This is a genomic window from Okibacterium sp. HSC-33S16, assembly GCF_024171565.1.
Lineage (GTDB): Bacteria > Actinomycetota > Actinomycetes > Actinomycetales > Microbacteriaceae > Mycetocola_A.
Map to the genome: position 1 here is coordinate 173,984 of NZ_JALJZZ010000007.1, position 25,815 is coordinate 199,798.

The following is a 25,815-nucleotide window of genomic DNA, read 5'->3' on the forward strand; positions in this document are numbered from 1 at the left end:
AAATGTGACGGCTGAAGGAGTTCATGAGTGGCTGACGAACAACGCCTGCTCGCGGGGCGCTATCTCGTCGGCGACCTCATCGGTCGCGGTGGAATGGCCAACGTTTACCGCGGTACAGATACCAAACTTGGCCGCACCGTCGCCATCAAGATCCTGAAGGCCGATCTGGCGACAGACCCGGCTTTCCGCACGCGCTTTCGCCAGGAAGCACAGGCGGCGTCTCGAATGGCGCACCCCACCATCGTTCGCGTCTTTGATGCCGGCGAAGAGACCATCAAGACCAACGACGGTCGGGTGACGCGCGAGCCGTTCATCGTGATGGAGTTCGTTCACGGTGAGACACTCAAATCGGTGATCTCTGAAGGACCACTCGAGGCGTCGCGTGCTGTCACCATCGCCGAAGGCATCCTGACGGCACTCGAATACTCTCACCGGGCCGGAGTCGTTCACCGCGACATCAAACCGGGCAACGTGATGATCACGCCAGAGGGCAACGTCAAGGTCATGGACTTCGGCATCGCCCGTGCCGTATCTGACTCATCGTCGACGGTCGCGCAAACGACCGCGATCCTCGGTACGGCGTCCTACTTCTCTCCGGAACAGGCCAAGGGCGAAACGGTCGACGCCCGCACCGATCTTTATTCAACCGGTGTTGTGCTCTTCGAGATGCTCACCGGTCGCGCGCCCTTCCGGGGCGATACAGCCGTGGCCGTCGCGTACCAGCATGTGAGCGAAACGGCCGTCAAGCCGTCGAGCGTGAACTCCAAGGTTTCGCCTGCCCTTGACACCGTCGTCATGCGCGCCCTCAAGAAGGACCGGTACGAGCGCTACCAGACCGCCGCCGAGTTCCGCGACGACGTCGAGCTGGCGGGCCAGGGCAAGATTCCCGTTCATCGCAATAACGAGGAGGTCGCAACCGCTCTGTTCGGCCAGGCGCCCCACGTCGCCTCAAGCACCGAACAGGCCCTCCGTCAGCTGACCAGCGACGACTCCGTCACTCGCACGCAGCGCCGCCCACCGGTGGTCTGGATCTGGGCCGGTATCGCCTCCATCGCCGTTGTGATGGTCGCCGTCATGATCTGGGTGCTTTCACTCGGTTCGGCACAACCGCTTCCGGCAGCCGCGCGCGCGGTCCCGGATCTCGTTGGGGTCAGCGAGCAAAGTGCCGTCGACACCCTCGCCGAGCTCGACCTCGTGGCGAGCGTGGTCAACGAGATCAGCGCCGACGTCGACGAAGGCACCGTCATCCGCACCGATCCGGGTAAAGACAGCAAGGTTCCACCCAAGACGGTGGTCAGGGTCGTCGTATCAACCGGTGCGCCCACGGTTGCGGTGCCCGACGTCTCGAATAAGTCCACGGAGCAAGCTCAGGCTGATCTCGAGGCTGTCGGCTTGTCGGTCGGCGCAATTAACCGGCAGAACTCGCCAGACAAATCCACCGGCACCGTGCTCAGCACCGATCCCATCGCCGCCAGCGAGGTGGCTGAGGGCACGACGGTCAATCTCCTCGTCTCCAGCGGCCTCGTCACCATCCAGGACGTTCGTGGACAAAGCCTCAACGTGGCCACAGATCTTATGGAAGACCCGACAGTGGGCCTGACTGTGACTCCCAAACCCGACCCGACGTGTACGACCGAGCCCGGCAACCCGGTGACAAACCAGTCGCTCGCTCCGGGAGACGTTCCCCAGCAGTCCGAGATCGAGCTCACGTACTGCACCGGCTAGGCCGGTTCGCCACCGTGCGAGAGCAGGCGAGCGGATGTCACGACAAACGAAAAACGGTGGCTGCGACGTCGGTCGCAGCCACCGTTTTCTGTTGAACTGACTTACCGCAGCGTGTCGTCCGATCCCGTCGGCGGCATGCCGCCACCATCCGGAGAGACGTAGCCCTCGGTGGAGTACGAGGCCGTGTCACCTGACGTGCCTGAACTACCTGACGACGAATCGTCGCCGCCACCACGGATGTCCTGGGTCTGCGACTTCGCGTCGTCCTTCACCTGCGAGACTGCGTCGGCTGCGGCACCTTTAACCGAATCCGCTGCGTCCATGGCAGGTTCCTTGAGGTCCTCGGCGACGCCCTTCGCGGTCTCCTTGAGGTTGTCGACCAGGGGCGCCGCTTTCTCCTTTGCCGTCTGGCCGAGCTGCTTCTCTCGACTCGACGCGGGGATCAGCGACGCGGCAAGCAATCCGACACCGAAGGCGATGACGCCAACGGCCACGGGGTTGCCCTTGGCCTTACTCACCGCCGTGGACGGCATGCTTCCCGCGTGGGATGCTGCATCCCCGACGTGTGACGCGGCGTCACTGAGGTGTGATGTTGCGTTGTCTGCGACTCCCATAACGTTGTCCTTAATCTTCCTGCCGAATCCCTTGACCTTGTCGGTCTGGCGCTGAGCGATGCTCGACGGGCTCACCTTGTCGGCGAGGGCGTCGACGTCGTTACCGAGTTCACGGCGTGTTTCCTCGATCTCCTGACGGATTTCTTCGGGATTGTTCGTCATCTCTGGTCCTCACTTGTCTTGAATGCCTCGGGCACCTTCTTCAGAGTTTCTGCGGTCTTCGGTGCTCCGTTGATCTCTTCAACTTCCTTACGGCCGCGCATGGCAAGGATTCCGGCCACGATGCCCCAGATGACGGCGACGATGATCGCCGACCAGACATTGCCCATCAGGAGGCCGAGGCCCCACCAAAGGGCGATCGAGAGAAACAGCAGTGCGAGGAAGCCGGCGACTCCGGCTCCACCGAACATTCCGGCGCCCTTGCCTGCCTTTTTGGCCGACTGCGACAGTTCTGCCTTGGCGAGCTCCACTTCCTGCCGGAACAAGGTGGAAATGTCTTTCGACACCTCGCCGAGGAGCTGGCCCAGGGATTCCGATCTCCCGTTGGGATCGGGAACGTAGGGGTCAGTCATCGAAGATCACCGGTTTCCGTGTAACCGCCGGTGGCCGTCGTTCCGGGCTCGACCGTGCCGGTGCCCTCGGAGTAGATACCGTCGGCCGTCGTAGTGTCGGCGTAACCCGGCGCAGCAACGTAACCGAGGTCCGCAGCGGTCGCATCGTAGGTCTGGGTGGGTGCCGCCGACGGAGTGGACGCTGCCGACGATGGTGCAGTGGAGTTGAACGTCGGTCCGCTTGTGGTCGAAGATGTGGTCGAGTCGTCTCCGCTGGTGAGCGACTTAGCCAGGCGACCGACGACGATGCCAGCGCCCGCTGCCAGGGCAATGAACACTCCGGGGCGCCGACGTGCGAACCGCTTGACGTCATCGAGCATGCCGGCCGGGTCGCTGTTTTCAAGCCATCCGGCAACGTCACCAACGCGGTTAGCGGCCTGGGACACCAGATTCGAGGCCATTCCGGAGTCCGATGAGTCAGCCATGCTGCGCAGCTGGTCACTGACGGTGCGGATGCCGCCCGCTGCGCGTTCTTGCTGGGTGGTGACTTGTCCGCTGAGCTGCGAACGTACTTCGCCGAACAGGTTCTTGGCCTGAGCGCCAACCTCCTGCTTGACGTTCGATGCGCCCTCCGCGGCGGTCGACGCAACGTGGCTTCCGGCTCCGCGAACGCGATCAGTGGTGGTTGTCTCGTCTGCACCTGCTGAGGTTTGGGTCATGATTCTTCCTCCTCCCAGGAGACCGAGTCGCTGTTCGGTGTTGAACGGCGACTGGTTGGTCTCGAGTCGTGGGAAGAGTCTCGCTCAGGTAACGGAGGCGCGACAAGCCTCAACGTGAGGCTTGACACCCCGCAGATGGGGGAGTAGCGAACACCGTGACGGGCAGTCGTTAGGCGCGGCTGGGTTCGACCTGCATCAAAGGGGTGAGCCCCTTGGCTGTCTCCGCTGCCGCCGGCAGTCCGGCCGCGGCCAGCCAGTTGCCGAGCATGAGATAGCCGCCTTCGGTGAGGACACTCTCGGGATGGAATTGCACGCCGAAGATGGGAGCGGTTGCGTGACGGAGGCCCATGATGACCCCGCCGGCTGTGTAACTCGTGACCTCGAGATCGTCCGGCACCGTGTCGGTGACGACGGCAAGCGAGTGATACCGCGTGGCAGTGAACGGCTTCGGGACTCCCGAGTAGAACGCGCTGCCGTCATGCTCAACGAGTGAGGTCTTGCCGTGCATCAGCTCTTCGGCATTCGTCACCGTTGCGCCGAACGCCTCAGCGATCGCCTGGTGCCCAAGACAGACCCCGAGCAACGGCGTGCCGGAGTCAAGGGCGGCGTGAACCACCGCAACGGAGACACCCGCGTCGGCCGGTGTTCCTGGCCCAGGTGAAACGAGAACGGCGTCATATTCGGAAAGACGCGCTGCAGCATCCGCTTTCTTAAAGGTGTCGTTACGAACGACGTCAGTTTCGGCACCCAACTGAAGCAGATACCCATTCAAGGTGTAGACGAAGCTGTCGTAGTTATCGATCACAAGTACTCGAGTCACGTCAGCCCCTACTCTTCAACGGTTACTTCCTGGGTATCGACGATGTCTTGCACCCATGGGAAGACCCAGGTCGCCAATACATACAAAACTACCGCGATAATCACGATCATGATGATGATGCGAACCCAGACCGGTCCGGGGAGCGCGCGCCACAGTGCCGCATACATTCTCAGCCCTCCAGCGGTTCAGTCAGGGCGGCAGGCGGGCCAGCCTCGGTTGGTGTCCAGGACTCAAAGACGCCGTACGCGACGATGCGCTCAGCCGTCGAGAAATACGGGTTGCAACTGGTGAGGGTGATGAAGGAGTCGGTTGCCTCGACACCGTCGGCCTGCGGCACAGGGTCGAGCACGCCGACTCCCGAAGGCTTCACGTATTCAGTGGAACGGTAACGGTAGGTGTACCAGCCTTCGGGCACCTGGATGACAATGGCGTCGCCGACCTGGAGGCTACTGATGGCGTTGAGCGGCTTGCCATGCGTGTTGCGGTGACCGGCGATCGCAAAGTTGCCGATCTCGCCCGGCATCTGCGTGTCGGGATAGTGACCGATTCCGAGGGGGTCGAGGGTACGTGCTTTTGTCACACCGCCCGCAAGCTTCGCCGCGTACTCGGGACCGAACCGGGGAACATGCATGACACCGAACGTTTCAGCGTCCTTGGGCTGGGGCAGTATGACCGGATCACCGTAATCCACAGGCTGTGGATGAGTTTCGTCGGGGCTGGGAACAGTTGTGGGCAGTGTTGATGCCCACTGTTTGCTGAGCTCTGCGGCCTCGTCGTCTTGCGCCGCACGAACGATTGCGTCGTTCAGCCAGAGCTGCCAGACGAGGAAGAGCATGACCAAAACTCCGCCTGTGATCAGGAGTTCTCCGATCACGCCGATGACGCTGATGCGGGACTTCGGCCGCGGTGATGCCCCCGAGGAACGCTTGCGTCGGTCTGCCCGGGTCTCTAACACGACGGGCTCGGTCGAAGGCATGCGGGCAATTCTATCTGTCGGACATGACGGGGAGATGTCCACACATTCCACTGGAGTTTCCACATTGTTATCCACAGGCTGGGGATAATTACACGGGTGTAATTGTCCACAGTGTTAATAAGGGTGTTAATAACTTTTGACCCGGGCTTTTTTGTCATTCTTCGGTGAGACACAAAAACACCCGTCCCTCTGCCGCAAGGCGGTGGAGGAGCGGGTGTTCGAGGTGAAGGGAGGCTAGCGCCAGCGCGTCGTCATGAGGAAGCCAATGAAGGCGATTCCGAACCCGACGACGATGTTCCAGGATTCGAGGGCGGCGATTGGCAGCGCGCCCTGGCTGACGTAGAACACGATGATCCAGATGAGTCCCACGAGCATGAAGCCGAACATCACCGGCTTGAACCACACTGGGTTGGGTGCCTGCTCGCCGGATCGTTGCGCGCTGGTGGGCGCCGGGGTGCTCTTCGTCTTCTCGCGTGCCATAGGCATGATTCTAGCCGGTCGAGCCTGAAGACCGCGCCTGCTCGCCTTAGAGAACGAAGTGAACGAGGCTGAGAGCCACCAGGACAACAGCGAGAGCAGCAATAAGCACGGTCTGGAGACGCTTATGCCGGAGTCGACGGGTCTGATAGTAGATCAGCCCAACAAGTGCTCCACCGATCAATCCGCCAACGTGCGCCTGCCATGCCACGTTGGTGCCTGGAATGAACCCAATGACGAGGTTGATGCCGACGAGAACCAGCAAGCCGTTCATATTGCCGCCCAACTTTCGTTGGATGACAAGGAAAGCGCCCATCAACCCGAAGATCGCACCCGATGCGCCCACCACGGCCTGGTTGGGCGCAGACAGGAACAGAACGCCCAGCGATCCCGCAAAAGCCGATATCACGTAGAGCGTCAGGAACCGTGCTCGGCCCAGCATCGGTTCGAGCGCTTGCCCGAAAAGCCACAGCGAGTACATGTTGAGTCCAACATGCAGAATGAAGTTCTGCGAGTGAACGAGCGCCGTCGTCAGCATGCGCCATGGCTCGAAGGCGAAAGGATATGAGTACAGTCCTGCGTACAGCAGTCGGTCGGTGATCCCCAGACCGGGAATCAGCTGTAGCAGGAAAACCAGGGCCGTCAGGGCGATGATGCTGTACGTGACGACGGGTTTCTCGGTCGACCGGCTGAAGAAGCCTGTGCGAGTTCGGGCGCGCGGCGCAGTTCCGCGCTGCTCCCTCATGCACTCAGGGCAAATAACACCAACAGCGCCCGGTGTCTGGCATTCGCCACACACGGTGCGACCGCACCGCTGGCAGAGCACAAAGCTCTGACGGTCAGGGTGCCGATAACAAAAGTTGTTGCGCTGAACCGGGGGAGTGGAGTTAGAGGTCATCTAATGACCGGCGGCGTCCGCTAGTTATACGGCGTCGACCGTGACGCTCTCGATGACGATGTCGTCGAGGGGGCGGTCACGAGCATCACGGGGAACCTCAGCAAGCTTGTCGACGACCTTGCGGCTCGCCTCATCTTCGACTGCACCGAAGATGGTGTGCTTACCCTGCAGCCAGCTCGTCGGGCCAACGGTGATGAAGAACTGTGAACCATTGGTTCCGCGTCCACCGATTGATCCGGCGTTTGCCATTGCGAGCATGTATGGCTCGTTGAAGTTCAACTCAGAGTTGATCTCATCGTCGAACTTGTAGCCGGGTCCGCCTGTGCCGTTGCCGAGAGGGTCGCCGCCCTGGATCATGAATCCGGGAATGATGCGGTGGAAGATCACGCCGTTGTAGAGAGGTGTGCCCTTCTTGGACTCACCGGTCTTCTCATCGGTCCAGTCAATGTCACCGGTTGCGAGCCCAACGAAGTTCTTTACCGTCTTGGGGGCGTGGTCACCGAAAAGGTTGACCTTGATCTCTCCGTAGTTGGTTTGAAGGGTGGCTACAGCGGTGTGCTTTGACATGTTCCCAATTCTTACACATCCGCTGAGCCTGTCAGGTGGCGTTCAGCCCATTCGGTGGCAAGATGGAGACCTGTCGCGTTTAAACGAGATCAATGGAGGTCAGCGGTGAGCCTGTCACGCAAGCGTAAGAAGGAACTCAAGCGACTCAAGGGAGACGCGAACGACCTGTGGCGCGCCCAGCAGGAAATTCTCGACCACGCCAACCATGTCGCTCGCGAAGCGTCGAGGCAGCTGTCCGCTTACGGCCGTGAGCAGGTTGTGCCGTCTGTGGTGAACACGTATGAGAGCCGCGTCCAGCCCGTCGTCGAACGGGGTTACGCAGCTTCTCGCGGAATCGTCGATACGGCGAAGCACAGTCTGGACAAGGCAGTGCTCCCGGCAATCGGCGGGGTCGTTGGTTCTGTCCTGTCGATCAGTGACATCGCCAAGGACACTCGTGTTCGCTCGGCTCTCGAGCGGCTTCAGCACGCTACCAAGCCGGCGCCCAAGAAGAAGAGCACCAGCGCAGGCAATGTCATTGCCGTTGGCGTCGGTGTTCTGGCAGCTGCCGGAGTCGCATATGCGGTCTGGCAGACGTTCCGTGCCGACGACGAGCTGTGGGTAGCTGACGAAGAGCCGGCTCTGCCGAACCTCTAATTTCTCAGCATCGATGGCCGGTCCCGAAAGGGGCCGGCCATTTTTCGTTACGCTCTGTCGCTTGATCACTGGATCCAGCAGAATGGGCCACACCGGCTCTACACGCACCGCCGTTCCAGGAGGGCAGCATGTCAGTTGCAAATTTGACCGAGCACGAGTCCCTTGCCCGACTGGCCGAAGCACCCGTCGGTCGCATCGTCACCGTCGTGGATGGCATTCCCTATATTCACCCGGTTTCGCACTCCGTCATCCAGGGATTCATCTACTTCCGCACTCTGCCCGGCGACAAGCTCGTGGGCATCGCCGTCAACGCGTCAGTCTTGTTCGAGGGCGACGGGATCGAAGGTGATTCTGCCTGGAGCGTTATTGTGCGAGGAATGGCACGTCGCGTTGACGACGACCCCGATGAGTTTGGCCCCGTCGAGTCGCAGCTCCGAGCGCCCTTCGTCGGCGGTCGCCGCGAAGCCGTTGTCCGAATCGTGCCGCAGTCGATCACAGGCCGCCTGTTTACTCAGGAAGCGATCGAAGAGGGCGACGTCACGGACCCGACAGACTAGGACTGTCAGTCGTTCCACGCCCGGTCTGCGGGCTCTCCAGCATGCCCAGCGCCACAGTGACTAGGCCGACCGTGTCGAGGTGTTTGAGAGAGGCGAGCGGATGCCACGCGGCAGCGTCGGTTGACCCCTCAAGCTCATCTGTGAGTTGCCCACCCGTGACATGGGCACGATAAACAATCCGAAGGGCGTGGAGAGACGTTGCCGCCGACGGATCTAGCCGTTGTTCTGCCGGCACAACATAGGAGTGAATCCCGAGAAGTTCGTCAAGGTCGGCCGCATAGCCGGTCTCCTCGAATATCTCGCGCACCGCCGCGTCGGCAGGGTCTTCGCCGGGATCTATGCCGCCGCCCGGTAACGTCCACCCGCTTCGCCCTCGTTCGTTCCAATGCGCGAGCAGGATCTCGCTGCCCTTGATGATGACGCCATATGCGGCCACGCGGATGTCCATGGGCCCAATGTACAGAGCGGTCCGCACACATGCTGGGAAGAAACCGTTCGCTTAACGACGGATGTTCGAAACGTTCGATGACGAGTGTGAATAACTCCCAGGTCGTTAACGCCCCACGATCTGGAGATCTATCCACAGCTGTGGATACTCCTGTGGATAACTACATCGACGTAATTCGGCTCAGCCACCGTCGCTGTCGACTGAATCTCGAACGTTAATTCGGCTCGGTCGAGTGAGTACCACGGGCCGCACGAGGATAGCCTCAGAACCCCGACCAGCGACCGGGATGCGCGGCAGCGCAGAGTGCGTCTCAAGACGACGCAGGCGGGCGGTGAGCGCCATTGAAGGCGTCGCGGGGCCCGTCCGAGGCGGTGCCCCGCTGGGACCAGGAGCGAACTCACGCTGTCTGACCGATCCAACATTGCAGCGCAGATACGCAAAAAGCCCCGGCTGAGCCGGGGCTTTCGTTTTGTGGAGCCTAGGGGAATCGAACCCCTGACCTCCTGCTTGCAAAGCAGGCGCTCTACCAATTGAGCTAAGGCCCCAATTACGGGAAGAAACTAGTGAAAATTTTCTCCCGAGTGGGGATACCAGGACTTGAACCTGGGACCTCTTCGTTATCAGCGAAGCGCTCTAACCGCCTGAGCTATATCCCCGTTTGGGCAGATTAGAGACTACCTGAGATCTGCCGATTTTTATAATCGAGCGGCTTTCGCCGCCCGATCATGGTCAATTTAGTTGTTGGTGAAGCCGACGAGAAGACCACCGGTGATCTTCACGCTGAGGTTGTACAGCGCAGCAGAGAGCGCTCCGAGCGCGGTGACGACGATGAGATCGAGGATCGCTACGACGACCGCAAAGCCCATGACGCGTCCCAGGTTGAAGATGGCGGTCAGATCATCACCGACGCCCGCAACGTCCTTGTACAGCCCGTTGATGTTCTCGAAGATGCCCGTGGTCTCCAACACCGTGTAGACGAGGAAAAAAACCACGATGGTGATGACGGCAAGGGCGATCGAGACCAGGAATGACAGCTTGACCGCAGACCAGAAGTCGACGTAGACCAGCTTCAGTCGTACCTGCTTGCTCGTCGGCCGTTTTGTCGACTTCTTTGCCAGCTTCTCGGCAACGCTACTCATTCTTACTCTTTCTGCTCTGACTCGCCCTCGGCTGCTGCAATAACCTCTGCATCCGCCTCGGCGACAAGATTACGGTCAGTGTTCCTGGCCAGGGCGATAATGCGGTCGTCGTCTGCAAATCGTGCGAAGACGACACCCATTGTGTCCCTGCCCTTGGCCGGAACTTCGGCCACGGCAGACCTTACCACCTTGCCGCTGGCAAGAACCACAAGGACCTCGTCTTCCTCGCCGACGATCAAAGCGCCGGACAGGTGACCCCGGTCTTCGTTATATTTGCCCACCTTGATGCCCAGCCCACCACGGTTCTGCAGCCGGTACTGCTCGATCGAGGTACGTTTTGCATAACCGCCCTCCGTTGCGATGAACACGTATGCATCAGAATCGGGGTCTGCGGGAAGGACGGAAGCCGACAGCAATTCGTCGTCCTCACGGAAGTGCATACCGATCACGCCGGACGTGGAGCGGCCCATCGGACGCAGCGCTTCATCGCTCGCCGTAAAGCGAATGGACATGCCATGGCGGGACACCAGGAAGATGTCGCTGTCATTTTCGACGAGGAGCGCGCCGACCAGTTCGTCACCCTCGCGCAGGTTGATGGCGATGATTCCACCGGTGCGGTTGGTGTCGTACTCGCTCAGCGCGGTCTTCTTGACCAGTCCGTCGCGAGTCGCGAGAACCAGGTAGGTTGCTACCCCGTAGTCGCGGATGTCGAGTATCTCTGCGATCTCTTCGTCCGGCTGCATAGCGAGCAGGTTGGCGACGTGTTGGCCCTTAGCATCGCGACCGGCTTCTTGCACTTCGTACGCCTTGGCGCGGTATACCCGGCCCTTGTTGGTGAAGAAGAGCAGCCAGTGGTGGGTCGTCGTGACGAAGAAGTGATCCACAACATCGTCTGCGCGAAGCTGGGCACCCTTGACGCCCTTGCCACCGCGGTGCTGTGACCGGTAGTTGTCACTCCGAGTGCGCTTGATGTAGCCGCCACGTGTGACGGAGATGACCATCTCTTCCTCGGGAATGAGGTCCTCGATGGACATGTCACCGTCGTATCCGAACATGATCTCGGTGCGGCGGTCGTCGCCATACTTTTCGACGATTTCGGTGAGCTCTTCACTGACGATGGAACGCTGGCGCTGGGGATCAGCAAGGATCGCCTTGTACTCAGTGATCTCGAGCTCGATCTCATCGTGCTCGTCCATGATCTTCTGGCGCTCGAGAGCGGCGAGTCGACGCAGCTGCATATCGAGAATGGCGCGCGCCTGGAGCTCGTCGATGTCAAGAAGCTCGATCAGGCCGTCGCGTGCGTCCTCGACGGTCTTCGACCGACGGATGAGCGCGATGACCTCGTCCAGAGCGTCGAGCGCTTTAAGGTATCCGCGCAGAATGTGGGCGCGTTCCTCAGCCTTGGCCAATCGGTGCTGTGTGCGGCGAACGATGACATCGATCTGGTGTGCAGTCCACGCCGTGATGAAACCGTCGATCGCGAGGGTGCGAGGAATTCCGTCCACGATCGCCAGCATGTTGGCACCGAAGTTTTCCTGCAGCTGGGTGTGCTTGTACAGGTTGTTCAGAACAACCTTGGCGACCGCGTCACGCTTGAGCACAATGACCAGGCGCTGTCCGGTCCGACCCGAGGTTTCATCCCGGATGTCGGCGATTCCGGAGATCTTGCCGTCCTTGACCATGTCGGCGATCTTGATGGCAAGGTTGTCGGGGTTGACCTGATACGGCAGCTCGGTAACGACGAGGCAGGTGCGACCCTGGATTTCTTCGACGTTGACGACGGCGCGCATAGTGATTGAGCCGCGGCCCGTGCTGTAGGCGTCGTGGATGCCCTTAGTACCGAGGATCTGCGCCCCGGTCGGGAAGTCCGGGCCCTTGATTCGCTGCATGAGCGCTTCGAGGAGTTCCTCGCGAGGTGCCTCGGGGTGAGCGAGGTGCCACAACGCACCCTCGGAAACCTCACGGAGGTTATGCGGCGGGATGTTCGTGGCCATACCGACAGCGATACCGACGGAACCGTTGACGAGGAGGTTCGGGAATCGAGCCGGCAGGACAGCCGGTTCCTGCGTGCGACCGTCGTAGTTGTCCTGGAAATCGACGGTGTCCTCATCGATGTCCCTGACCATTTCCATGGCGAGCGGAGCCATCTTGGTCTCGGTGTATCGCGGTGCGGCAGCACCGTCGTTTCCCGGGGACCCGAAGTTACCCTGGCCGAGGGCCAGCGGGTAACGCAGGCTCCAGGGCTGGACCAGTCGAACCAGAGCGTCGTAGATGGCAGAGTCACCGTGCGGGTGGAACTGCCCCATGACGTCTCCGACAACACGGGCGCACTTCGAGAATGCCTTGTCCGGACGGTATCCACCGTCGTACATCGCGTAGATGACCCGGCGGTGCACCGGTTTCATGCCGTCACGCACTTCGGGGAGCGCACGTCCGACGATGACGCTCATCGCGTAGTCGAGGTATGAGCGCTGCATCTCGAGCTGAAGGTCGACCTGGTCAATGCGACCGTGCACACCGTGATCGATGGGCGCTACAGCTGCCGTGGTCTCAGCAGCAATGTCGTCGCTGTTGTTCGTTTCGTCTGCCATCAGTCTTCTCTACTTGTCGGTCGGCGGTCTCGATGTGCTGGTTACGTCAGCGCGATGACGGGCTGTTCTGGCCCGCTTAGATATCGAGGAACCGCACATCCTTTGCGTTCTTCTGGATGAAGTTGCGGCGTGATTCCACGTCTTCACCCATGAGGGTGGAAAAAATCTCGTCCGCAGATGCCGCGTCATCAAGGTTGACCTGCATCAGGGTGCGTGACTCGGGAGCCATCGTGGTTTCCCACAGTTCCTTGTAATCCATCTCGCCGAGACCCTTGTACCGCTGGATGCCGTTGTCCTTCGGAATACGGCGCCCTGCAGCGAGTCCTGCCTCAAGGCGAGCGTCACGTTCCGCGTCGCTGTAGACGTACTCGTGAGCAGCGTTCGACCACTTCAGTTTGAAGAGCGGCGGCTGCGCCAGGTAGACGTAGCCGGACTCGATGAGAGGCCGCATGTACCGGAACAGAAGTGTCAGCAGCAACGTGGTGATGTGCTGGCCATCCACGTCGGCATCCGCCATCAAAACGATCTTGTGGTATCGAGCCTTGTCGGGATTGAAGTCCTCACCAATCCCCGCGCCGAAGGCGGTGATCATGGCCTGCACTTCGGCGTTGCCGAGAGCACGGTCAAGGCGTGCCTTTTCCACGTTGAGGATCTTGCCGCGGAGCGGAAGAATCGCCTGGGTCTCCGGGTTGCGCCCCTGTACCGCTGATCCACCTGCGGAGTCACCCTCAACGATAAAGATCTCGGAGAGCGACGGGTCCTTCGACTGGCAGTCCTTCAGCTTTCCGGGCATGCCGCCACCCTCGAGCAGGCCCTTCCGTCGGGCCGTCTCGCGCGCCTTGCGAGCAGCCATACGAGCGGTAGCCGCCTGGAACGCCTTGCGGATGATCTCCTTGGCCTGCACTGGGTTCCGTCCGAACCAATCACCAAGCTGATCGCCGACGACCTTCTGCACAAACGCCTTCGCCTCGGTGTTACCGAGCTTGGTCTTTGTCTGGCCCTCAAACTGCGGTTCAGCGAGCTTGACGGAAATGACAGCCGTCAGACCTTCACGCACGTCGTCACCGGAGAGGTTGTCGTCCTTCTCCTTGAGCAAACCCTTCTCACGGGCGTACTTATTGACGAGGGTTGTCAGTGCAGCACGGAAACCCTCTTCGTGAGTTCCGCCCTCGTGGGTATTGATGGTGTTCGCGTACGTGTGGACACTCTCCGTGTACGCCGTTGTCCACTGCATGGCGACTTCGAGCGCAATCTTGCGACCCTCATCTTCGGTCTCGAACGAGATGATCTCATCGTTGACGAGGTCGGCCTTGCGTGCGCGGTTGAGGTATTCGACGTAGTCGACGAGTCCGCGCTCGTAGTGGAACACGTTCGACTGGTGCACCATTTCGGGCGCAACGCCCTCCTGAACCGGCGCCTCAACCAGGTGGTCGTCGCGCTCATCGGTGAGGGAAATGCGAAGGCCTTTGTTGAGGAAGGCCATCTGCTGGAAGCGGGTCTTGAGTGTGTCGTAGTCGAACTCGATGGTTTCGAAGATGTCAGCGCTTGGCCAGAACGTGATTGTCGTACCGGTCTCTTCTGACGGCTCGTCTTGAGAGAGCGGTGCGTCGGCAACACCGTCGTGGAACGTCGCGCGCCAGACTGAACCTTGCCTGCGCACCTCGGCATCGAGGCGTGTGGAGAGAGCGTTGACGACCGAGCTGCCGACGCCGTGTAGTCCACCCGAAACGGCATATCCGCCACCGCCGAACTTTCCGCCCGCGTGAAGAACGGTGAGCACGACCTCAACAGTCGATTTGCCCTCTGCCGGGTGGATGTCGACGGGAATTCCTCGACCGTTGTCGACGACGCGCACGGCACCGTCCTTGAGGATCGTTACCTCGATGTTGTCGCAGTACCCCGCGAGGGCTTCATCAACGGCGTTATCGACGATCTCATAGACCAGGTGGTGCAATCCGCGGGGACCGGTAGAACCGATATACATTCCGGGACGCTTGCGTACGGCTTCGAGACCTTCGAGAACCTGAATCTGGCTTGCACCGTAGCTGCTGTTATCCACGGACCTGTTCGGTTCTGATGACATATGAAATTAGGCTCCAAACCGTGTTCTTGCTCGACATGTAATTCTATCAAGAAAGGGTCGGCTTCGGGGCTGAATCGCCCGTTTGAGCCACTTTTATCGGTCAGGCGACCTGATTTGTCAGGCTAACCGTAGGTATCGCGCACGCCACGCCCTTGAACCGATCTGGGACCACGTTTGAAGGAAGGGACGTTAGGGCCCAGAAAACGGATGCTTTCAATCCCCGCCTCCGGATACCGCACGGCGATATGCGTCATGATGTCGACGCGCATGAGTCGCAATTGCGTCGCCCACGCCGTCGACTCGCACTGAACGGTCAGTATTCCGTTGTCGATTCCGACCGGCGTGGAGTGATTGGCCGTTTCTTCCCCGGCCAGCGACGTCCAGTTGGCAACCAGCTCGGACTGCGCAAGTGGTGAGTCCCACCCCAGCGACGTCGTCAACGCCCCGACGATGTCGCCGAGTCCTTTCGGATCACGCCCGGCACCGAATGGAACGCTCTCCGCGGCATCCGCTCGACTCTTTCGTTGTGTGCGCACGTAGTGTTTGTGCCCGCCGAAAAGTTCTTTGAATCGCACGTAAACGCGGCCGGCTTCAGTACCGCGATCGTATTCGGGCTGCTCAGCCACGGATCTCAACCCCGTCCCTGTCGACAACGATGTCTTCCGGTGCGGCCAGGATGCGTCCGGCCTCAATGTGCACGGTGTGGGCAGCCAGAGAATCGGGCACATCATCGAGAACCGCAGCCGTGATCAGCACCTGTTCGAATGACGACACGGCTGCCGCGAGTCGAGCACGTCGATGTGCATCGAGTTCGGCGAAGACGTCGTCAAGAATGAGCACCGGATCACCCAGGTTCGAATCACGTCGCAATAATTCAGCGGATGCCAATTTCAATGCGAGAGCGAAAGACCACGATTCGCCGTGACTCGCATAGCCCTTCACCGGGAGCGAGTTCAGCTCGAAGAGAATGTCGTCGCGGTGCGGACCAACCAGGGTGAGTCCTCGTTCGATTTCACTCCGTCGACGCGCGGCAAGCGCAGTTCGGAAACGGTCGGCCGTTGAAAGGTCCGTCGCCACCGGAGCTCCGGCGACCGAATCGGAATCTTCCTCTGCGTCGACGCCATCGATCGACAACACCGGTGTGAGCGATGGGCCGTGATCATCGCCGACGACGGCCGCGTATGCATCGCGAATCGGCTGTGACAGCGCATGCACGAGGCGTACCCGCTCATCGATGATTTCGCTGCCGAATGCGACCAGCCGGTCGTCCCAGATTTCCAATGTGGTCAACTGATTTGCTTTGAGTCCCGACGACCGGGCCGACTTGAGAAGGGAATTGCGTTGCTTGAGCGTCCGTTCATAGTCACCCATCACCCCGGCAAGCCGAGGCGTGTGCAGGACGAGCAGTTGGTCAATGAACCGCCGACGCGCAGACGGGTCGCCGCGAACGATACCGAGGTCTTCCGGTGCGAAGAGCACACTCGAGAAGTACCGCGGGAGTTCCCGTGGCTTGATCTGCCCCCGGTTGACCTGCGCCCGGTTGGCGCCACTGCGGTTGATTTGGACCTCGGCGAGGAGGTCACGGCCATTGTGCTGAAGCCGGGCTCTGATCACCGCAGCATCAGCTCCAGCCCGAATCAAAGCCTGATCGCTCGACACTCGATGCGATCCCAGCGTTGATAGGTAGCCAAGCGCCTCGACCAGGTTCGTTTTTCCCTGGCCGTTGCGCCCGACGAAGAGGTTGGCCCCTGGGGCGAACGTCACATCAGCGACCGCGTAATTGCGGTATTCGCTGAGGTTCAGGTGGGTGACGATCACTCAAACAGGGTACTCGTGAACCACTGACGCGACTATTCGTCTGCCTTCTTCACGGCGTGGCCGCCGAACTGGTTGCGCAGCGCAGCAACAGCCTTCATCGCCGGCGAATCTTCCTGACGGGAGACAAACCGGGCGAAGATCGATGCCGAAATGGTGGGAACGGGAACCGCGTTGGCGACAGCCTCTTCGATGGTCCAGCGACCCTCACCGGAATCTTCGACGTAACCTTCGATTTCCGACAGGTCGTCATCTTCGTCGAGAGCGCGCACAAGAAGCTCAAGCAGCCAGGAACGAACAACGGTTCCGCGCTGCCAGGCCTTGAAAGTTCCCGGGACATCGCGAATGATGTCTTCGCGCTTTTCGAGGAGCTCGAATCCCTCCGCGTATGCCTGCATGAGCGCGTACTCGATGCCGTTGTGCACCATCTTCGCGTAGTGCCCGGCACCGACTTCACCGACGTGAACGAAGCCTTCTTCGCGGGGACCCTCGGGACGAAGCGCATCAAAGACCGGCATCACGCGTTCGACCTGGGCGGCGGAACCACCCACCATGAGGCCGTATCCGTTGTCCACGCCCCACACTCCACCGGAAACACCGGCATCGATGTAGTCGATTCCCTTGCCCGAGAGGAGTTCGGCGTGCTTGAAATCTTCGGTAAAGCGGCTGTTTCCTCCGTCGATGACCAGGTCACCCTCGTCGAGGAGCCCGTTGAGCTCCTCGATAACGTCGTCGGTGATCTTGCCGGCTGGAACCATGACCCACACGGTCCGCGGTGTCGGAAGCGCTGCGACCAGTTCCTCGACTGTGGCGACATCCGTGACGTCGGGATTTCGGTCGAAACCGGTCACTTCAATACCTGCGGCGCGCAGTCGAGTGCGCATGTTGCCGCCCATTTTGCCTAATCCAATGAGACCGATGTGCATAGCCATGCCTTTCATGAAACGATGCGGCGCGGGTGGGGCGGAGGCATCTGATTCGGTGGTGAGTTTGTCCTAGCGCAGCAGCAGGTTGGGCTGCAAGAGGTACTTGAAGCTGTCGGCGCCCGGCTGGTCCTTCGACGACTGGCTCGTGATGAGCATGGGCCCGGGTTTGTTGGTGTTCTCGCTCTTTGTGAAGGAGAATCGCACAAATTCACTCCGAACGGCGGTCAGTCCGTCGATGAGGAACTGCGGCTTCAGGCTCAGGACGATGTCGTCACCGGTCAGCAGCGCGTCGATCGCTTCCGAAGCTTGGGCGTGCTCCGACCCAACGGCTTCCATGGTGAGTCCGTCAATCGTGAAGGTGAACCGGAGAGCGGCCTCACGCTCGAGGACGAGCGAGACACGCCGCACGGCCTCGATGAGTTCACCGGTGTTGATGACAGCGTAGTTCTCCGTCGTCTCTGGGAAAAGCCGTCTGACCGGGGGGAAAGAGCCCTTGATGAGCAACGACGTTACGGTCTTATTGTCCGCAGTGAACGCGATCAACTCGCGGTCGTCCTTGGCAGTGAATGACACGGAGATCGTTTCCGAGTGCCCGAAGGTCTTGCCGACTTCCTGGAGAGTCTTCGCGGGAACAAGCGCGGTGAGTCCGTCTGGGGCGGTGTTGTCACCGTTGTCCCAGTCGATCTCCCGAACGGCAACACGGTAGCGGTCTGTCGCAACAAGACCAAGTCGGTTATCGGTGACCTGGAGCTGGACGCCCGTGATTACCGGTGTGACGTCATCTCGAGAGGCGGCAACGGCCACCTGGGCGACCGCCGCAGCAAACTCTTCGCCTGGAACGAGGCCGGTCTGTCCGCTGATTTGCGGAATGCTCGGGTATTCCTCGACCGGCATGGACAGAAGCGTGAAGTTGGCTGAGCCACAGCTCACCACGATGCGGTTGTCGTTAGTCGAGAACACAACCGGGGCATTGGGAAGGCGGCTGGCGATGTCAGCGAGAAGACGGCCGGAGACGAGGACTGTGCCGGGTTCATCGACCTGTGCGTTGATCTCGGTCTGAGCAGATACTTCGTAGTCAAAGCTCGAGAGGACGAGACCGGCATCGGTGGCTTCGATCAGTACGCCGCTCAGGATCGGCAAGGTGGTGCGTTGTGGCAGAAGCTTGACAGCGAATGAGACCGCTTCACTGAAGACATCACGATTGACGCTAAACCGCACGGTGGATCCCCTGTCATTTTCAGGTACGAGTGGATCCCCATGTTAGCCGGGTCTGAAAGTCGCTGTCACACACACCTCGGGACGAGGTGCGCCAGCGGCAAAAGGTTATTGGCGGATTAAGTATTTAAGAATTCTTTAATGGTCTTAACCGTTGTGGAAACTGTGGATAACTTCTGCGATGCCAGCGATCCAAAGGGAACTACACCCGTGTGACTTGTGAGCGCGCTGTGGACTTGGCACGGCGAGAGATCCTTGCCATTACTGGCATCCACGGCGGTTGTGCACATTAAGAGCGGCTTCGTTCACAGCTCTCGATGAGTTATTAGATTTCTTTCCACAGAGTTATCCACACTGTGTAAGAACGGCTAAAGCTGTGGAGTTTAAACCGCGCTGAGCACCGCTTTAACGGTTAAATCGGTGGCCCTGTTTGATTCGACTCGTGAGTTCGGTCACCTGGTTGTAAATCGATCGACGTTCCTGCATGAGGTCGGAAATCTTCTTATTTGCGTACATCACAGTGGTGTGATCCCGGTTTCCGAACAACTGGCCGATCTTCGGGAGTGACAGATTGGTGAGTTCGCGACAGAGGTACATGGCGATCTGGCGGGAGGTAGCGATGGCCTGTGACCGGCTCGAGCCGTAGAGATCATCGACGCTCAACTTGAAGTAGGCCGCGACGATGTTGATGATGTCGACCGGCGAGATGACGTTGTCGTCATCGAGCGTGATGAGGTCCTTCAGCACGGTCTGCACAAGGTTCATGTCGACCGGTGTGCGATTGAGGCTCGCGAAAGCGGTGACGCGAATCAGTGTTCCCTCAAGCTCACGAATATTTGAGGACACCTTCGACGCGATGAACTCAAGCACCTCGTCGGGAATCTGAAGCTTCTCGCTCTGGGCCTTCTTACGAAGGATTGCGATACGAGTTTCGAGGTCAGGAACCTGGACATCGGTGATGAGGCCCCACTCGAAGCGAGATCGCATCCGGTCTTCAAATCCGGTCAGCGCCTTGGGTGGCAGGTCGCTTGTAATAGCGACCTGCTTGTTGTGGTCATGCAGCGTGTTGAAGGTGTGGAAGAACGCTTCCTGCGTCTCCGCCTTCCCCTGAAGAAACTGGATGTCGTCAATCAGCAGAATGTCGATGTCGCGGTATCGAGACTGAAAGACCGAGCCCCGGTTGTTGGCAATCGAGTTGATGAAGTCGTTGGTGAACTCTTCGCTGGAGACGTAGCGAACCCGGATACCCGGATAGAGGGACATCGCGTAGTGACCAATGGCGTGCAGGAGGTGGGTCTTTCCAAGCCCTGAATCACCGTAGATGAACAGCGGGTTGTATGCCTTGGCGGGAGCTTCAGCCACGGCAACGGCGGCCGCATGCGAGAACCGGTTGGACTGCCCGATCACGAAGTTGTCGAATGAGTACTTCGAGTTGAGGCGCGTGTCGTTTTGACGCGCCGGCAGCGCGGTCTCGTGAATTGGTGCGTGTGCGGTGTTGTCCAGGTAGTTGGGCTGTTGTTGCTGAACGGGAGCCTGAGGCAGAGGCTCAAACTCTTCGTCGATGATTTCGGGATTGACGACGACAGCAAAGGTCGATGCGCCGTGAGTCTCCTGAAGCGTTCCGATTGCGTTGAGAAGCGGAGCTCGCATTCTCATGTTCAACTGGCCGGCTGTGAACTCGTTTGGAACCTCGAGATACAGAGTCCCCGCCATGATGCCCTTGGGCACGACCAGGTTGAGGAACCCATGCAGAGGAGGAGTAATTCGCTCGTCTGCGGCGAGTACATCGAGCACGGTCTGCCACGTTTGCGTGATTGACTCTTGCTCGTTTGACATGATTCCCTTACGAAGTTATTCACAGAGTTATCCACTGGTTGATCCAGAAAGCCCGGATCTGTGGGTAACTTGACCGGTCAGGCTGGGGATAACTAATCCCTCACGGTAACGAATCACCGTGAAAGGCCCAAATTTACCTCAGATAACGGCCCGCGTGTCAGGCGCATCGAACCTGTGCAGTCTGTGGATAATTAGTCTTTTGTGCTCCCTCGGTTTGACCCCAGAGGTTCGAAGACGTAGGTTTAATCAGTTGACTTCTGCCTTCGGGCACCCAATTCTCCCTGTGCGCGTCCAGCGGCAGTGGAATTCCAAACGTGGAGTAAGTGATTATGAGCAAGAGAACTTTCCAGCCGAACAACCGTCGTCGCGCCAAGGTGCACGGTTTCCGTCTGCGCATGCGCACCCGCGCCGGCCGCGCTATCCTCAGCGCCCGCCGTGCCAAGGGCCGCACCGAACTCTCCGCCTAGTACCTCCCTCCGGTAACCCGTCGTCATCGTGCTTGCTTCGGAACAACGAATCACGAGCGCCGATGACTATAAGCGGGTGGTCCGCAGAGGTCGACGGTCGGTGAGCGCGAATTGCGTCACCTATCAACTGATGAACCCGAACGGCGGTACACCGCGGTTCGGGTTCATTGTTGCAAAAACCGTCGGTAACGCCGTTATGCGTAACCGAATCCGGCGTCGCCTTAAAGCGATCGCTCACGATCTAGCTCCGGAGATTCCGCTCGGCTCGGAAATAGTATTCCGTGCTCTACCGCCGGCCGCGGTGGCGGTCTTTTCGGATCTCAAAGCAGAACTCACGCACAGCACGACGAAGTTGGCTGGGCGGAAATGACCGAAACCGTGATGAACGAGACGAACAGTACTGGCGCCGCACGCGGCATCCTGTTGCTGCCTCGAAATACCGCGGTGGCTGCACTGATCGCCTACCGCACAGTCGTTTCACCGCTTTACGGTGATGTATGCAGGTACTATCCCTCGTGTTCGGCTTATGCCATGCACGCCATTCAGCAGCACGGTGTGGTTGTTGGATCGGGTTTGGCGGCGAGACGCATTGCCCGGTGTCATCCCTGGGCGCCAGGTGGCGTCGATGACGCGCCACTCAAGAAGAACTTCCGATACTCCGTGACCCCGCGTGGTTTCGTTGTAACAGCCAGCCATCGAAAGGGCTAACCCCGTATGGATCTCATATCGATCATCCTCTGGCCACTGAAGTGGGCCGTGGAGCTCGTGCTCGTTGGATGGCACGCACTTTTCGAGCTGGCGGGTATGGCTCCCGAAGCCGGTCTCACGTGGGTGCTGTCGATTGTGGGACTCACGATCGTTGTTCGAGCCGCGCTCATTCCGTTGTTCGTGAAGCAAATCAAGAACCAGCGGCGCATGATGGAAGTCGCGCCGCAGCTCAAGAAGATCCAGGACAAATACAAGGGCAAGAAGGATCAGTTCAGTCGCGAGGCCATGAGTCGCGAGACGATGGAACTGTACAAGAAGACGGGGACCAACCCGTTAGGGTCTTGTCTTCCGTTGCTTGTGCAGATGCCCATCTTCTTTGCTCTCTTCTCGGTTCTCAATGACTCACAGCACGGAAAATCCGGTGTTGGCCCGCTGAACGAAGCTCTCTCCGAACAGTTCGGTACCTCTTCACTGTTCGACTTCGCTCCTTTGCACATGAGTTTTTCATCCGCTATGAACGCCGCCGGTGGCCCCGAGGTTGGCGTCATGATCGTGGCAGCCATCATGGTCGTGCTGATGACGGCGTCGCAGTTCATTACTCAGCTGCAGATTGTCTCGAAGAATATCTCGGACGAAACTAAGGCGAGCCCGATGTTCAAGCAGCAGCGCATTCTGCTGTACATCCTCCCGTTTGTCTTCCTCTTCTCAGGCTTCACGTTCCCGCTTGGCGTGATGTTCTACTGGTTGGTTTCCAACATTTGGACCATGGTTCAGCAATTCGTCATCATTCGGAACATGCCGATGCCTGGAACCGAAGCAGCGAAAGAGCGCGAGGAACGTCTGGCACGCAAGGGCAAGCTGAAGCCGGTGGAGTCCGCGGGAGACACCCTGGTGATCGAGGAGAAGAAGCCCGTGCAGCGCCAGCAACCCGTCGGCAAGAACCGTGCGAAGAAGATGGCCGCGAAGCCGGCCACAGCACCGAAGCAGACAAATCCCACCAAGTCGGGGAATCCGGCCAAGGCCGCGCAGGCGGCGCCGAAGGCACAGCCGACTGTCGCCAAGCCCTCCGGCGCGACAGACGCAGCCCCCGGAACACCCTCCTCTCAGAACAACGGAAAGTAGCGCCATGAGTGACGTTATCGAAGAGCCCATCAACGCCGACCTGTCCCGGCACGACTCCCCTACGCCTTCTCAGCTTGAGGAAGAGGGCGATGTAGCGGCTGACTATATCGAAGAATTCCTCGATATAGCCGACCTCGATGGCGACATTGATATCGATGTGCGCAACGGCCGGGCCTACGTCGCAGTCACAGCGAGCGAAGGCAGCAACATTCGAGTTCTTTCGAAGCCGGATGTCGTCAGCGCTCTTCAGGAGCTGACTCGGCTTGCGGTACAAAGCAAGACCGGCCAGTTCTCGCGGCTGATCCTTGACATCGGCGGGTCTCGTGATGCGCGGCAGGCAGAACTGACGGTGTTGGTGGATAGCGCGATCGCCCAGATCGAAGCCGGTGCAACGTCGGCGGCGCTCCCGCCGATGTCCAGTTACGAGCGCAAGCTCGTGCACGACGTGGTTTCAGAGCGCGGATTCACGTCGAATTCACACGGCGAAGGCCGCGATCGCCACACGGTGATCACCCGGGCCTAGCGGCAGAGCATCGCATCCACCGGGTATGTCGGTCTGGATGCCGACACGACCTAGCGAAGAGCTAAGGGCAGGTGGCGCGCAGGAGCGCTCGTTGGTCTCGGCTAGTTGAGATTCGCTCCATCGACTGAGTTAGGAAAAGGATGACCGAGCCACAACTTGAGGCGGAGCCGGACTTTGCGTCGGTTGTGCTCGGCGATCGTCTGGATCTGGCGCGTCAGTTCACTCAGAATCTTGCGAAGTTCGGGGAAGAGCTAGGGCTAATCGGTCCCCTCGAACTCCCCCGCCTCTGGACCCGGCACGTGCTCAATAGTGCGCTGGTCTCGCCGCTGCTTCGCCCAGGTTTGGTGGGCGACATTGGTTCCGGCGCCGGCTTGCCCGGGATCGTTCTCGGAATCGCTAGACCCGATGTGCAATTTGTTCTCATTGAGCCGATGGAGCGTCGTGTCGCTTGGCTGAATGATCAGGTCGACGAGCTTGGCCTTGACAATGTGGCAGTTCTCCGCGCCCGTGCGGAGGAGGTTCAACTTCAGAAGCCCTTGGACCAGGTCACCGCTCGCGCTGTGAGTGCGTTCCGGAAGCTACTCCCCCTGACGGCGCCTCTCCTGCGCGACGGTGGCGAGTTGGTACTCATGAAGGGTGCCAACGCCGAGGCAGAGATTGCTGCTGCCTCGAAGGAGATCCGCAAGTATCGCGTCTCCAATGTTCGGGTGGAGGTGCTCGGCGAAAGCATCACAACGGACACAACTCGAGTGGTATTGGGCACCGTTCGAGGGTAGTAACCCTGCCGTTTCCGGACAGCGTCGAAAATCCGTCGAGTGTCGGTCACAGCATTTACGACGCGATCCGCCGTCGCAGATCTGCCGCCGGTGCAACTAATCTCGTCGTAGAGAAAGCCGACTCTTCCGAGTCTCCGGATGCAAGCACCGTCCATGCGCGTAGTTTGTTTCACGTGAAACGGAACCTTGCTCGTGGGAGGCCCACCCACGTCACGCGGGCCCGCTCCTTCCCGGCTGTGGTTTCGCAGAGGCACGCCGGACCAATCATTTGGATGACCCTGGCGAGCACCAACTTACTCGAGTCGTTTTGGGATGATTGGTGGACCGAAGTAGCCTCAGAACGCGCTACCGACCGCTCAATACGAGCGAGGGTGCCTTCATAGCGGCCGAATCTGCGTCGAAATAGTCCCTTTCCGCTCTGTGGGAGCGATCCTAAGCTCAAATCCGTCCATCTCAGGCGAGTGATTTCGGCGGGATACGTATGGTGTTTCTGTATATCCGGGCTGTGAAGCGGAAGTCAACTGACTTCATTGCCCCGGTGCCCGGTGCCCCTTACCCGGTGCCCAGGGCTTTGCCTCAGTCCATCATGCTTGCTCGTGCCTGCACCCGTCGGCCCTCTCCCCATTTGGTTCCGTTGATATGGCATTCCTACAAACGTTGTGTCGGACGACGACGGCCGCGATTTGCGGTGCGACACGACCCCCCCGATGCTGAACACGGGGGCGAAGTGCGATGCGGCCTTCCCCTGCCCGTTCTCTAGGTTGGCGTTCACGGGCCTTCATAAGAGGACGTTTCACGTGAAACCATGTGGCACTGTCGGTTCTGCGCGTTGGTCAGCTCACTGCGCTGAGACGGTACGTTTTGATCCATGTGCTCGCCCGATGCTTGCGTACGTAACGCCGCGACCCAGCCTGCACCGCTGTGAGGTGGTGGGTTGTGGAGTTTGAGGGCAAGTCGCAGACGATACCGACCAAACCTGAGCCGTGCGCTGACTCTGGCGCGGGCCGTAGAACGCGAGATATCGGATCAGCATGGTGCAGTGTGACCATCCAAGACTTGAAAATTGGTCAGTTCAGCTCTGTGAGAGCCATCCTAAGCTGGAATCCGACTTCCCCCATTGACGCAAATATCGGTGGTATTTGCGTCGTTTTCTCCCGGTTGATGCCAGCTCAGCTGGTGGATGTGTCTCGACATTCGGCTGTACGGCGCCGCAGCCGAGCGCCTTACCCGACCCCGCCCGGAGATCCTCAGCTGCTCCCCCCGCCGAAGATAGGCACTATTCTTCAGCGCCACCGGTCGCAGTCGTCTATGCAGACGCATAACTGTCTTGAAACGCAATCGATGGAAACGATGAGTGGTCACCGGCCTTGCGCAAAAACCCGGATGGGTGGTGAGTGGCGGCAGAGTCCGCACCACCTGAGACCCTTTCACCGATGCTGCTTGAAGGCGCTTATCCATTGAGGAACGGTGACGCCGCAGCGCAGAGCTAACCCAACGCTGGCGGGGTGCATGCCATTATCACCGCGAACGCATGTTTCACGTGAAACTAGCCGCGGCAGCACGTTGCCTCCGGTGTCTTCTGTGGCTTCCGCGAGCACCGCGTGCGGTACCGCCGCGATGTTTCAC

27 protein-coding genes and 2 tRNA genes are annotated in these 25,815 nt (G+C 59.8%); 9 read left to right on the top strand and 20 right to left on the bottom strand.

Translation table 11 applies throughout. The annotated features are described in order from the left end of the window. Nucleotides 1-27: 27 nt before the first annotated feature. Nucleotides 28-1,725, top strand: coding sequence for a Stk1 family PASTA domain-containing Ser/Thr kinase (gene pknB / locus L1277_RS15370; RefSeq protein ID WP_253377657.1), 1,698 nt, complete (start codon nucleotides 28-30; stop codon nucleotides 1,723-1,725). A 101-nt stretch (nucleotides 1,726-1,826) separates the two neighbouring features. Here the strand turns inward: pknB and L1277_RS15375 are convergent, their stop codons facing one another. The 9 genes from L1277_RS15375 to L1277_RS15415 form a co-directional block, all read right to left on the bottom strand. Continuing rightward, nucleotides 1,827-2,501, bottom strand: coding sequence for a DUF3618 domain-containing protein (locus L1277_RS15375; protein WP_253377658.1), 675 nt, complete (start codon nucleotides 2,499-2,501; stop codon nucleotides 1,827-1,829). Continuing rightward, nucleotides 2,498-2,911, bottom strand: coding sequence for a phage holin family protein (locus tag L1277_RS15380; protein ID WP_253377659.1), 414 nt, complete (start codon nucleotides 2,909-2,911; stop codon nucleotides 2,498-2,500). The genes L1277_RS15375 and L1277_RS15380 overlap by 4 nt, the downstream gene beginning before the upstream one ends. Further along, nucleotides 2,908-3,609, bottom strand: coding sequence for a hypothetical protein (locus tag L1277_RS15385; protein ID WP_253377660.1), 702 nt, complete (start codon nucleotides 3,607-3,609; stop codon nucleotides 2,908-2,910). The genes L1277_RS15380 and L1277_RS15385 overlap by 4 nt, the downstream gene beginning before the upstream one ends. A gap of 169 nt (nucleotides 3,610-3,778) precedes the next feature. Further along, nucleotides 3,779-4,429 carry a gamma-glutamyl-gamma-aminobutyrate hydrolase family protein gene (locus L1277_RS15390; RefSeq protein WP_253377661.1) on the bottom strand — a complete coding sequence of 217 codons (651 nt, stop codon included), beginning with the start codon at nucleotides 4,427-4,429 and terminating at the stop codon, nucleotides 3,779-3,781. Nucleotides 4,430-4,437: 8 nt separating this feature from the next. Beyond that, nucleotides 4,438-4,596 carry a hypothetical protein gene (locus tag L1277_RS15395; RefSeq protein WP_253377662.1) on the bottom strand — a complete coding sequence of 53 codons (159 nt, stop codon included), beginning with the start codon at nucleotides 4,594-4,596 and terminating at the stop codon, nucleotides 4,438-4,440. A 2-nt stretch (nucleotides 4,597-4,598) separates the two neighbouring features. Then, nucleotides 4,599-5,405, bottom strand: coding sequence for a class E sortase (locus tag L1277_RS15400; RefSeq protein WP_253377664.1), 807 nt, complete (start codon nucleotides 5,403-5,405; stop codon nucleotides 4,599-4,601). Nucleotides 5,406-5,639: 234 nt separating this feature from the next. Next, on the bottom strand, nucleotides 5,640-5,885 hold the full coding sequence (locus tag L1277_RS15405) for a cell division protein CrgA (RefSeq protein ID WP_253377666.1): 246 nt from the start codon (nucleotides 5,883-5,885) through the stop codon (nucleotides 5,640-5,642). Between the two features lie 46 nt (nucleotides 5,886-5,931). Beyond that, entirely contained in the window at nucleotides 5,932-6,780 is an 849-nt protein-coding gene (locus L1277_RS15410) for a rhomboid family intramembrane serine protease (RefSeq protein WP_253377668.1), read from the bottom strand. A gap of 24 nt (nucleotides 6,781-6,804) precedes the next feature. Continuing rightward, a complete protein-coding gene (locus tag L1277_RS15415; protein WP_253377670.1) occupies nucleotides 6,805-7,347 on the bottom strand; it encodes a peptidylprolyl isomerase in 543 nt (180 codons plus the stop codon). A gap of 105 nt (nucleotides 7,348-7,452) precedes the next feature. Here L1277_RS15415 and L1277_RS15420 point away from each other — a divergent pair, with 105 nt between their 5' ends. Continuing rightward, nucleotides 7,453-7,983 (top strand): DNA helicase, encoded by a 531-nt coding sequence (locus L1277_RS15420; protein ID WP_253377673.1) that lies wholly within the window; start codon nucleotides 7,453-7,455, stop codon nucleotides 7,981-7,983. A 128-nt stretch (nucleotides 7,984-8,111) separates the two neighbouring features. Then, nucleotides 8,112-8,540: a pyridoxamine 5'-phosphate oxidase family protein gene (locus L1277_RS15425; protein WP_253377675.1), complete on the top strand. Its 429-nt coding sequence runs from the start codon at nucleotides 8,112-8,114 to the stop codon at nucleotides 8,538-8,540. Here the strand turns inward: L1277_RS15425 and L1277_RS15430 are convergent. The 11 genes from L1277_RS15430 to dnaA all read right to left on the bottom strand — a co-directional run bounded on the left by L1277_RS15430 (nucleotide 8,521) and on the right by dnaA (nucleotide 20,593). Beyond that, nucleotides 8,521-8,988, bottom strand: coding sequence for an NUDIX hydrolase (locus L1277_RS15430; RefSeq protein WP_253377677.1), 468 nt, complete (start codon nucleotides 8,986-8,988; stop codon nucleotides 8,521-8,523). The two genes, L1277_RS15425 and L1277_RS15430, sit on opposite strands and share 20 nt — an antisense overlap. Before the next feature lie 472 nt (nucleotides 8,989-9,460). Beyond that, nucleotides 9,461-9,533 (bottom strand) — tRNA-Ala (locus tag L1277_RS15435). Nucleotides 9,534-9,570: 37 nt separating this feature from the next. After that, nucleotides 9,571-9,644, bottom strand: a tRNA-Ile gene (locus L1277_RS15440). Between the two features lie 78 nt (nucleotides 9,645-9,722). Next, entirely contained in the window at nucleotides 9,723-10,127 is a 405-nt protein-coding gene (locus L1277_RS15445) for a DUF3566 domain-containing protein (protein WP_253377679.1), read from the bottom strand. A 2-nt stretch (nucleotides 10,128-10,129) separates the two neighbouring features. Beyond that, a complete protein-coding gene (gene gyrA / locus L1277_RS15450) occupies nucleotides 10,130-12,718 on the bottom strand; it encodes a DNA gyrase subunit A (RefSeq protein WP_253377681.1) in 2,589 nt (862 codons plus the stop codon). Between the two features lie 76 nt (nucleotides 12,719-12,794). Further along, on the bottom strand, nucleotides 12,795-14,801 hold the full coding sequence (gyrB, locus tag L1277_RS15455; protein WP_253377683.1) for a DNA topoisomerase (ATP-hydrolyzing) subunit B: 2,007 nt from the start codon (nucleotides 14,799-14,801) through the stop codon (nucleotides 12,795-12,797). Between the two features lie 122 nt (nucleotides 14,802-14,923). Continuing rightward, entirely contained in the window at nucleotides 14,924-15,337 is a 414-nt protein-coding gene (locus L1277_RS15460) for a DUF721 domain-containing protein (protein WP_253377685.1), read from the bottom strand. 82 nt (nucleotides 15,338-15,419) lie between these two features. Then, entirely contained in the window at nucleotides 15,420-16,619 is a 1,200-nt protein-coding gene (gene recF, locus L1277_RS15465; protein WP_253377686.1) for a DNA replication/repair protein RecF, read from the bottom strand. A gap of 32 nt (nucleotides 16,620-16,651) precedes the next feature. Further along, nucleotides 16,652-17,542 carry a phosphogluconate dehydrogenase (NAD(+)-dependent, decarboxylating) gene (gene gnd, locus L1277_RS15470; RefSeq protein ID WP_253377710.1) on the bottom strand — a complete coding sequence of 297 codons (891 nt, stop codon included), beginning with the start codon at nucleotides 17,540-17,542 and terminating at the stop codon, nucleotides 16,652-16,654. 69 nt (nucleotides 17,543-17,611) lie between these two features. Beyond that, on the bottom strand, nucleotides 17,612-18,760 hold the full coding sequence (gene dnaN / locus L1277_RS15475; RefSeq protein WP_253377687.1) for a DNA polymerase III subunit beta: 1,149 nt from the start codon (nucleotides 18,758-18,760) through the stop codon (nucleotides 17,612-17,614). Nucleotides 18,761-19,162: 402 nt separating this feature from the next. Next, on the bottom strand, nucleotides 19,163-20,593 hold the full coding sequence (gene dnaA / locus L1277_RS15480; RefSeq protein WP_253377688.1) for a chromosomal replication initiator protein DnaA: 1,431 nt from the start codon (nucleotides 20,591-20,593) through the stop codon (nucleotides 19,163-19,165). A gap of 329 nt (nucleotides 20,594-20,922) precedes the next feature. On the opposite strand from dnaA, the gene rpmH reads away from it, so the two are divergent. The 6 genes from rpmH to rsmG all read left to right on the top strand — a co-directional run bounded on the left by rpmH (nucleotide 20,923) and on the right by rsmG (nucleotide 24,189). After that, nucleotides 20,923-21,060 (top strand): 50S ribosomal protein L34, encoded by a 138-nt coding sequence (gene rpmH, locus L1277_RS15485; protein ID WP_027692766.1) that lies wholly within the window; start codon nucleotides 20,923-20,925, stop codon nucleotides 21,058-21,060. Nucleotides 21,061-21,088: 28 nt separating this feature from the next. Next, the gene (gene rnpA / locus L1277_RS15490) at nucleotides 21,089-21,430 is read left to right on the top strand and encodes a ribonuclease P protein component (protein WP_308215117.1); all 342 of its coding nucleotides are present in this window, start codon (nucleotides 21,089-21,091) and stop codon (nucleotides 21,428-21,430) included. Nucleotides 21,431-21,441: 11 nt separating this feature from the next. Further along, a complete protein-coding gene (gene yidD, locus L1277_RS15495) occupies nucleotides 21,442-21,768 on the top strand; it encodes a membrane protein insertion efficiency factor YidD (protein WP_374110265.1) in 327 nt (108 codons plus the stop codon). A gap of 6 nt (nucleotides 21,769-21,774) precedes the next feature. Beyond that, a complete protein-coding gene (gene yidC / locus L1277_RS15500; protein WP_253377690.1) occupies nucleotides 21,775-22,890 on the top strand; it encodes a membrane protein insertase YidC in 1,116 nt (371 codons plus the stop codon). Between the two features lie 4 nt (nucleotides 22,891-22,894). Further along, the gene (locus L1277_RS15505) at nucleotides 22,895-23,413 is read left to right on the top strand and encodes a R3H domain-containing nucleic acid-binding protein (protein WP_253377691.1); all 519 of its coding nucleotides are present in this window, start codon (nucleotides 22,895-22,897) and stop codon (nucleotides 23,411-23,413) included. A 140-nt stretch (nucleotides 23,414-23,553) separates the two neighbouring features. Next, complete coding sequence (rsmG, locus tag L1277_RS15510; protein WP_253377693.1) at nucleotides 23,554-24,189, top strand: 16S rRNA (guanine(527)-N(7))-methyltransferase RsmG; 636 nt, start codon at nucleotides 23,554-23,556, stop codon at nucleotides 24,187-24,189. Nucleotides 24,190-25,815 lie beyond the last annotated feature (1,626 nt).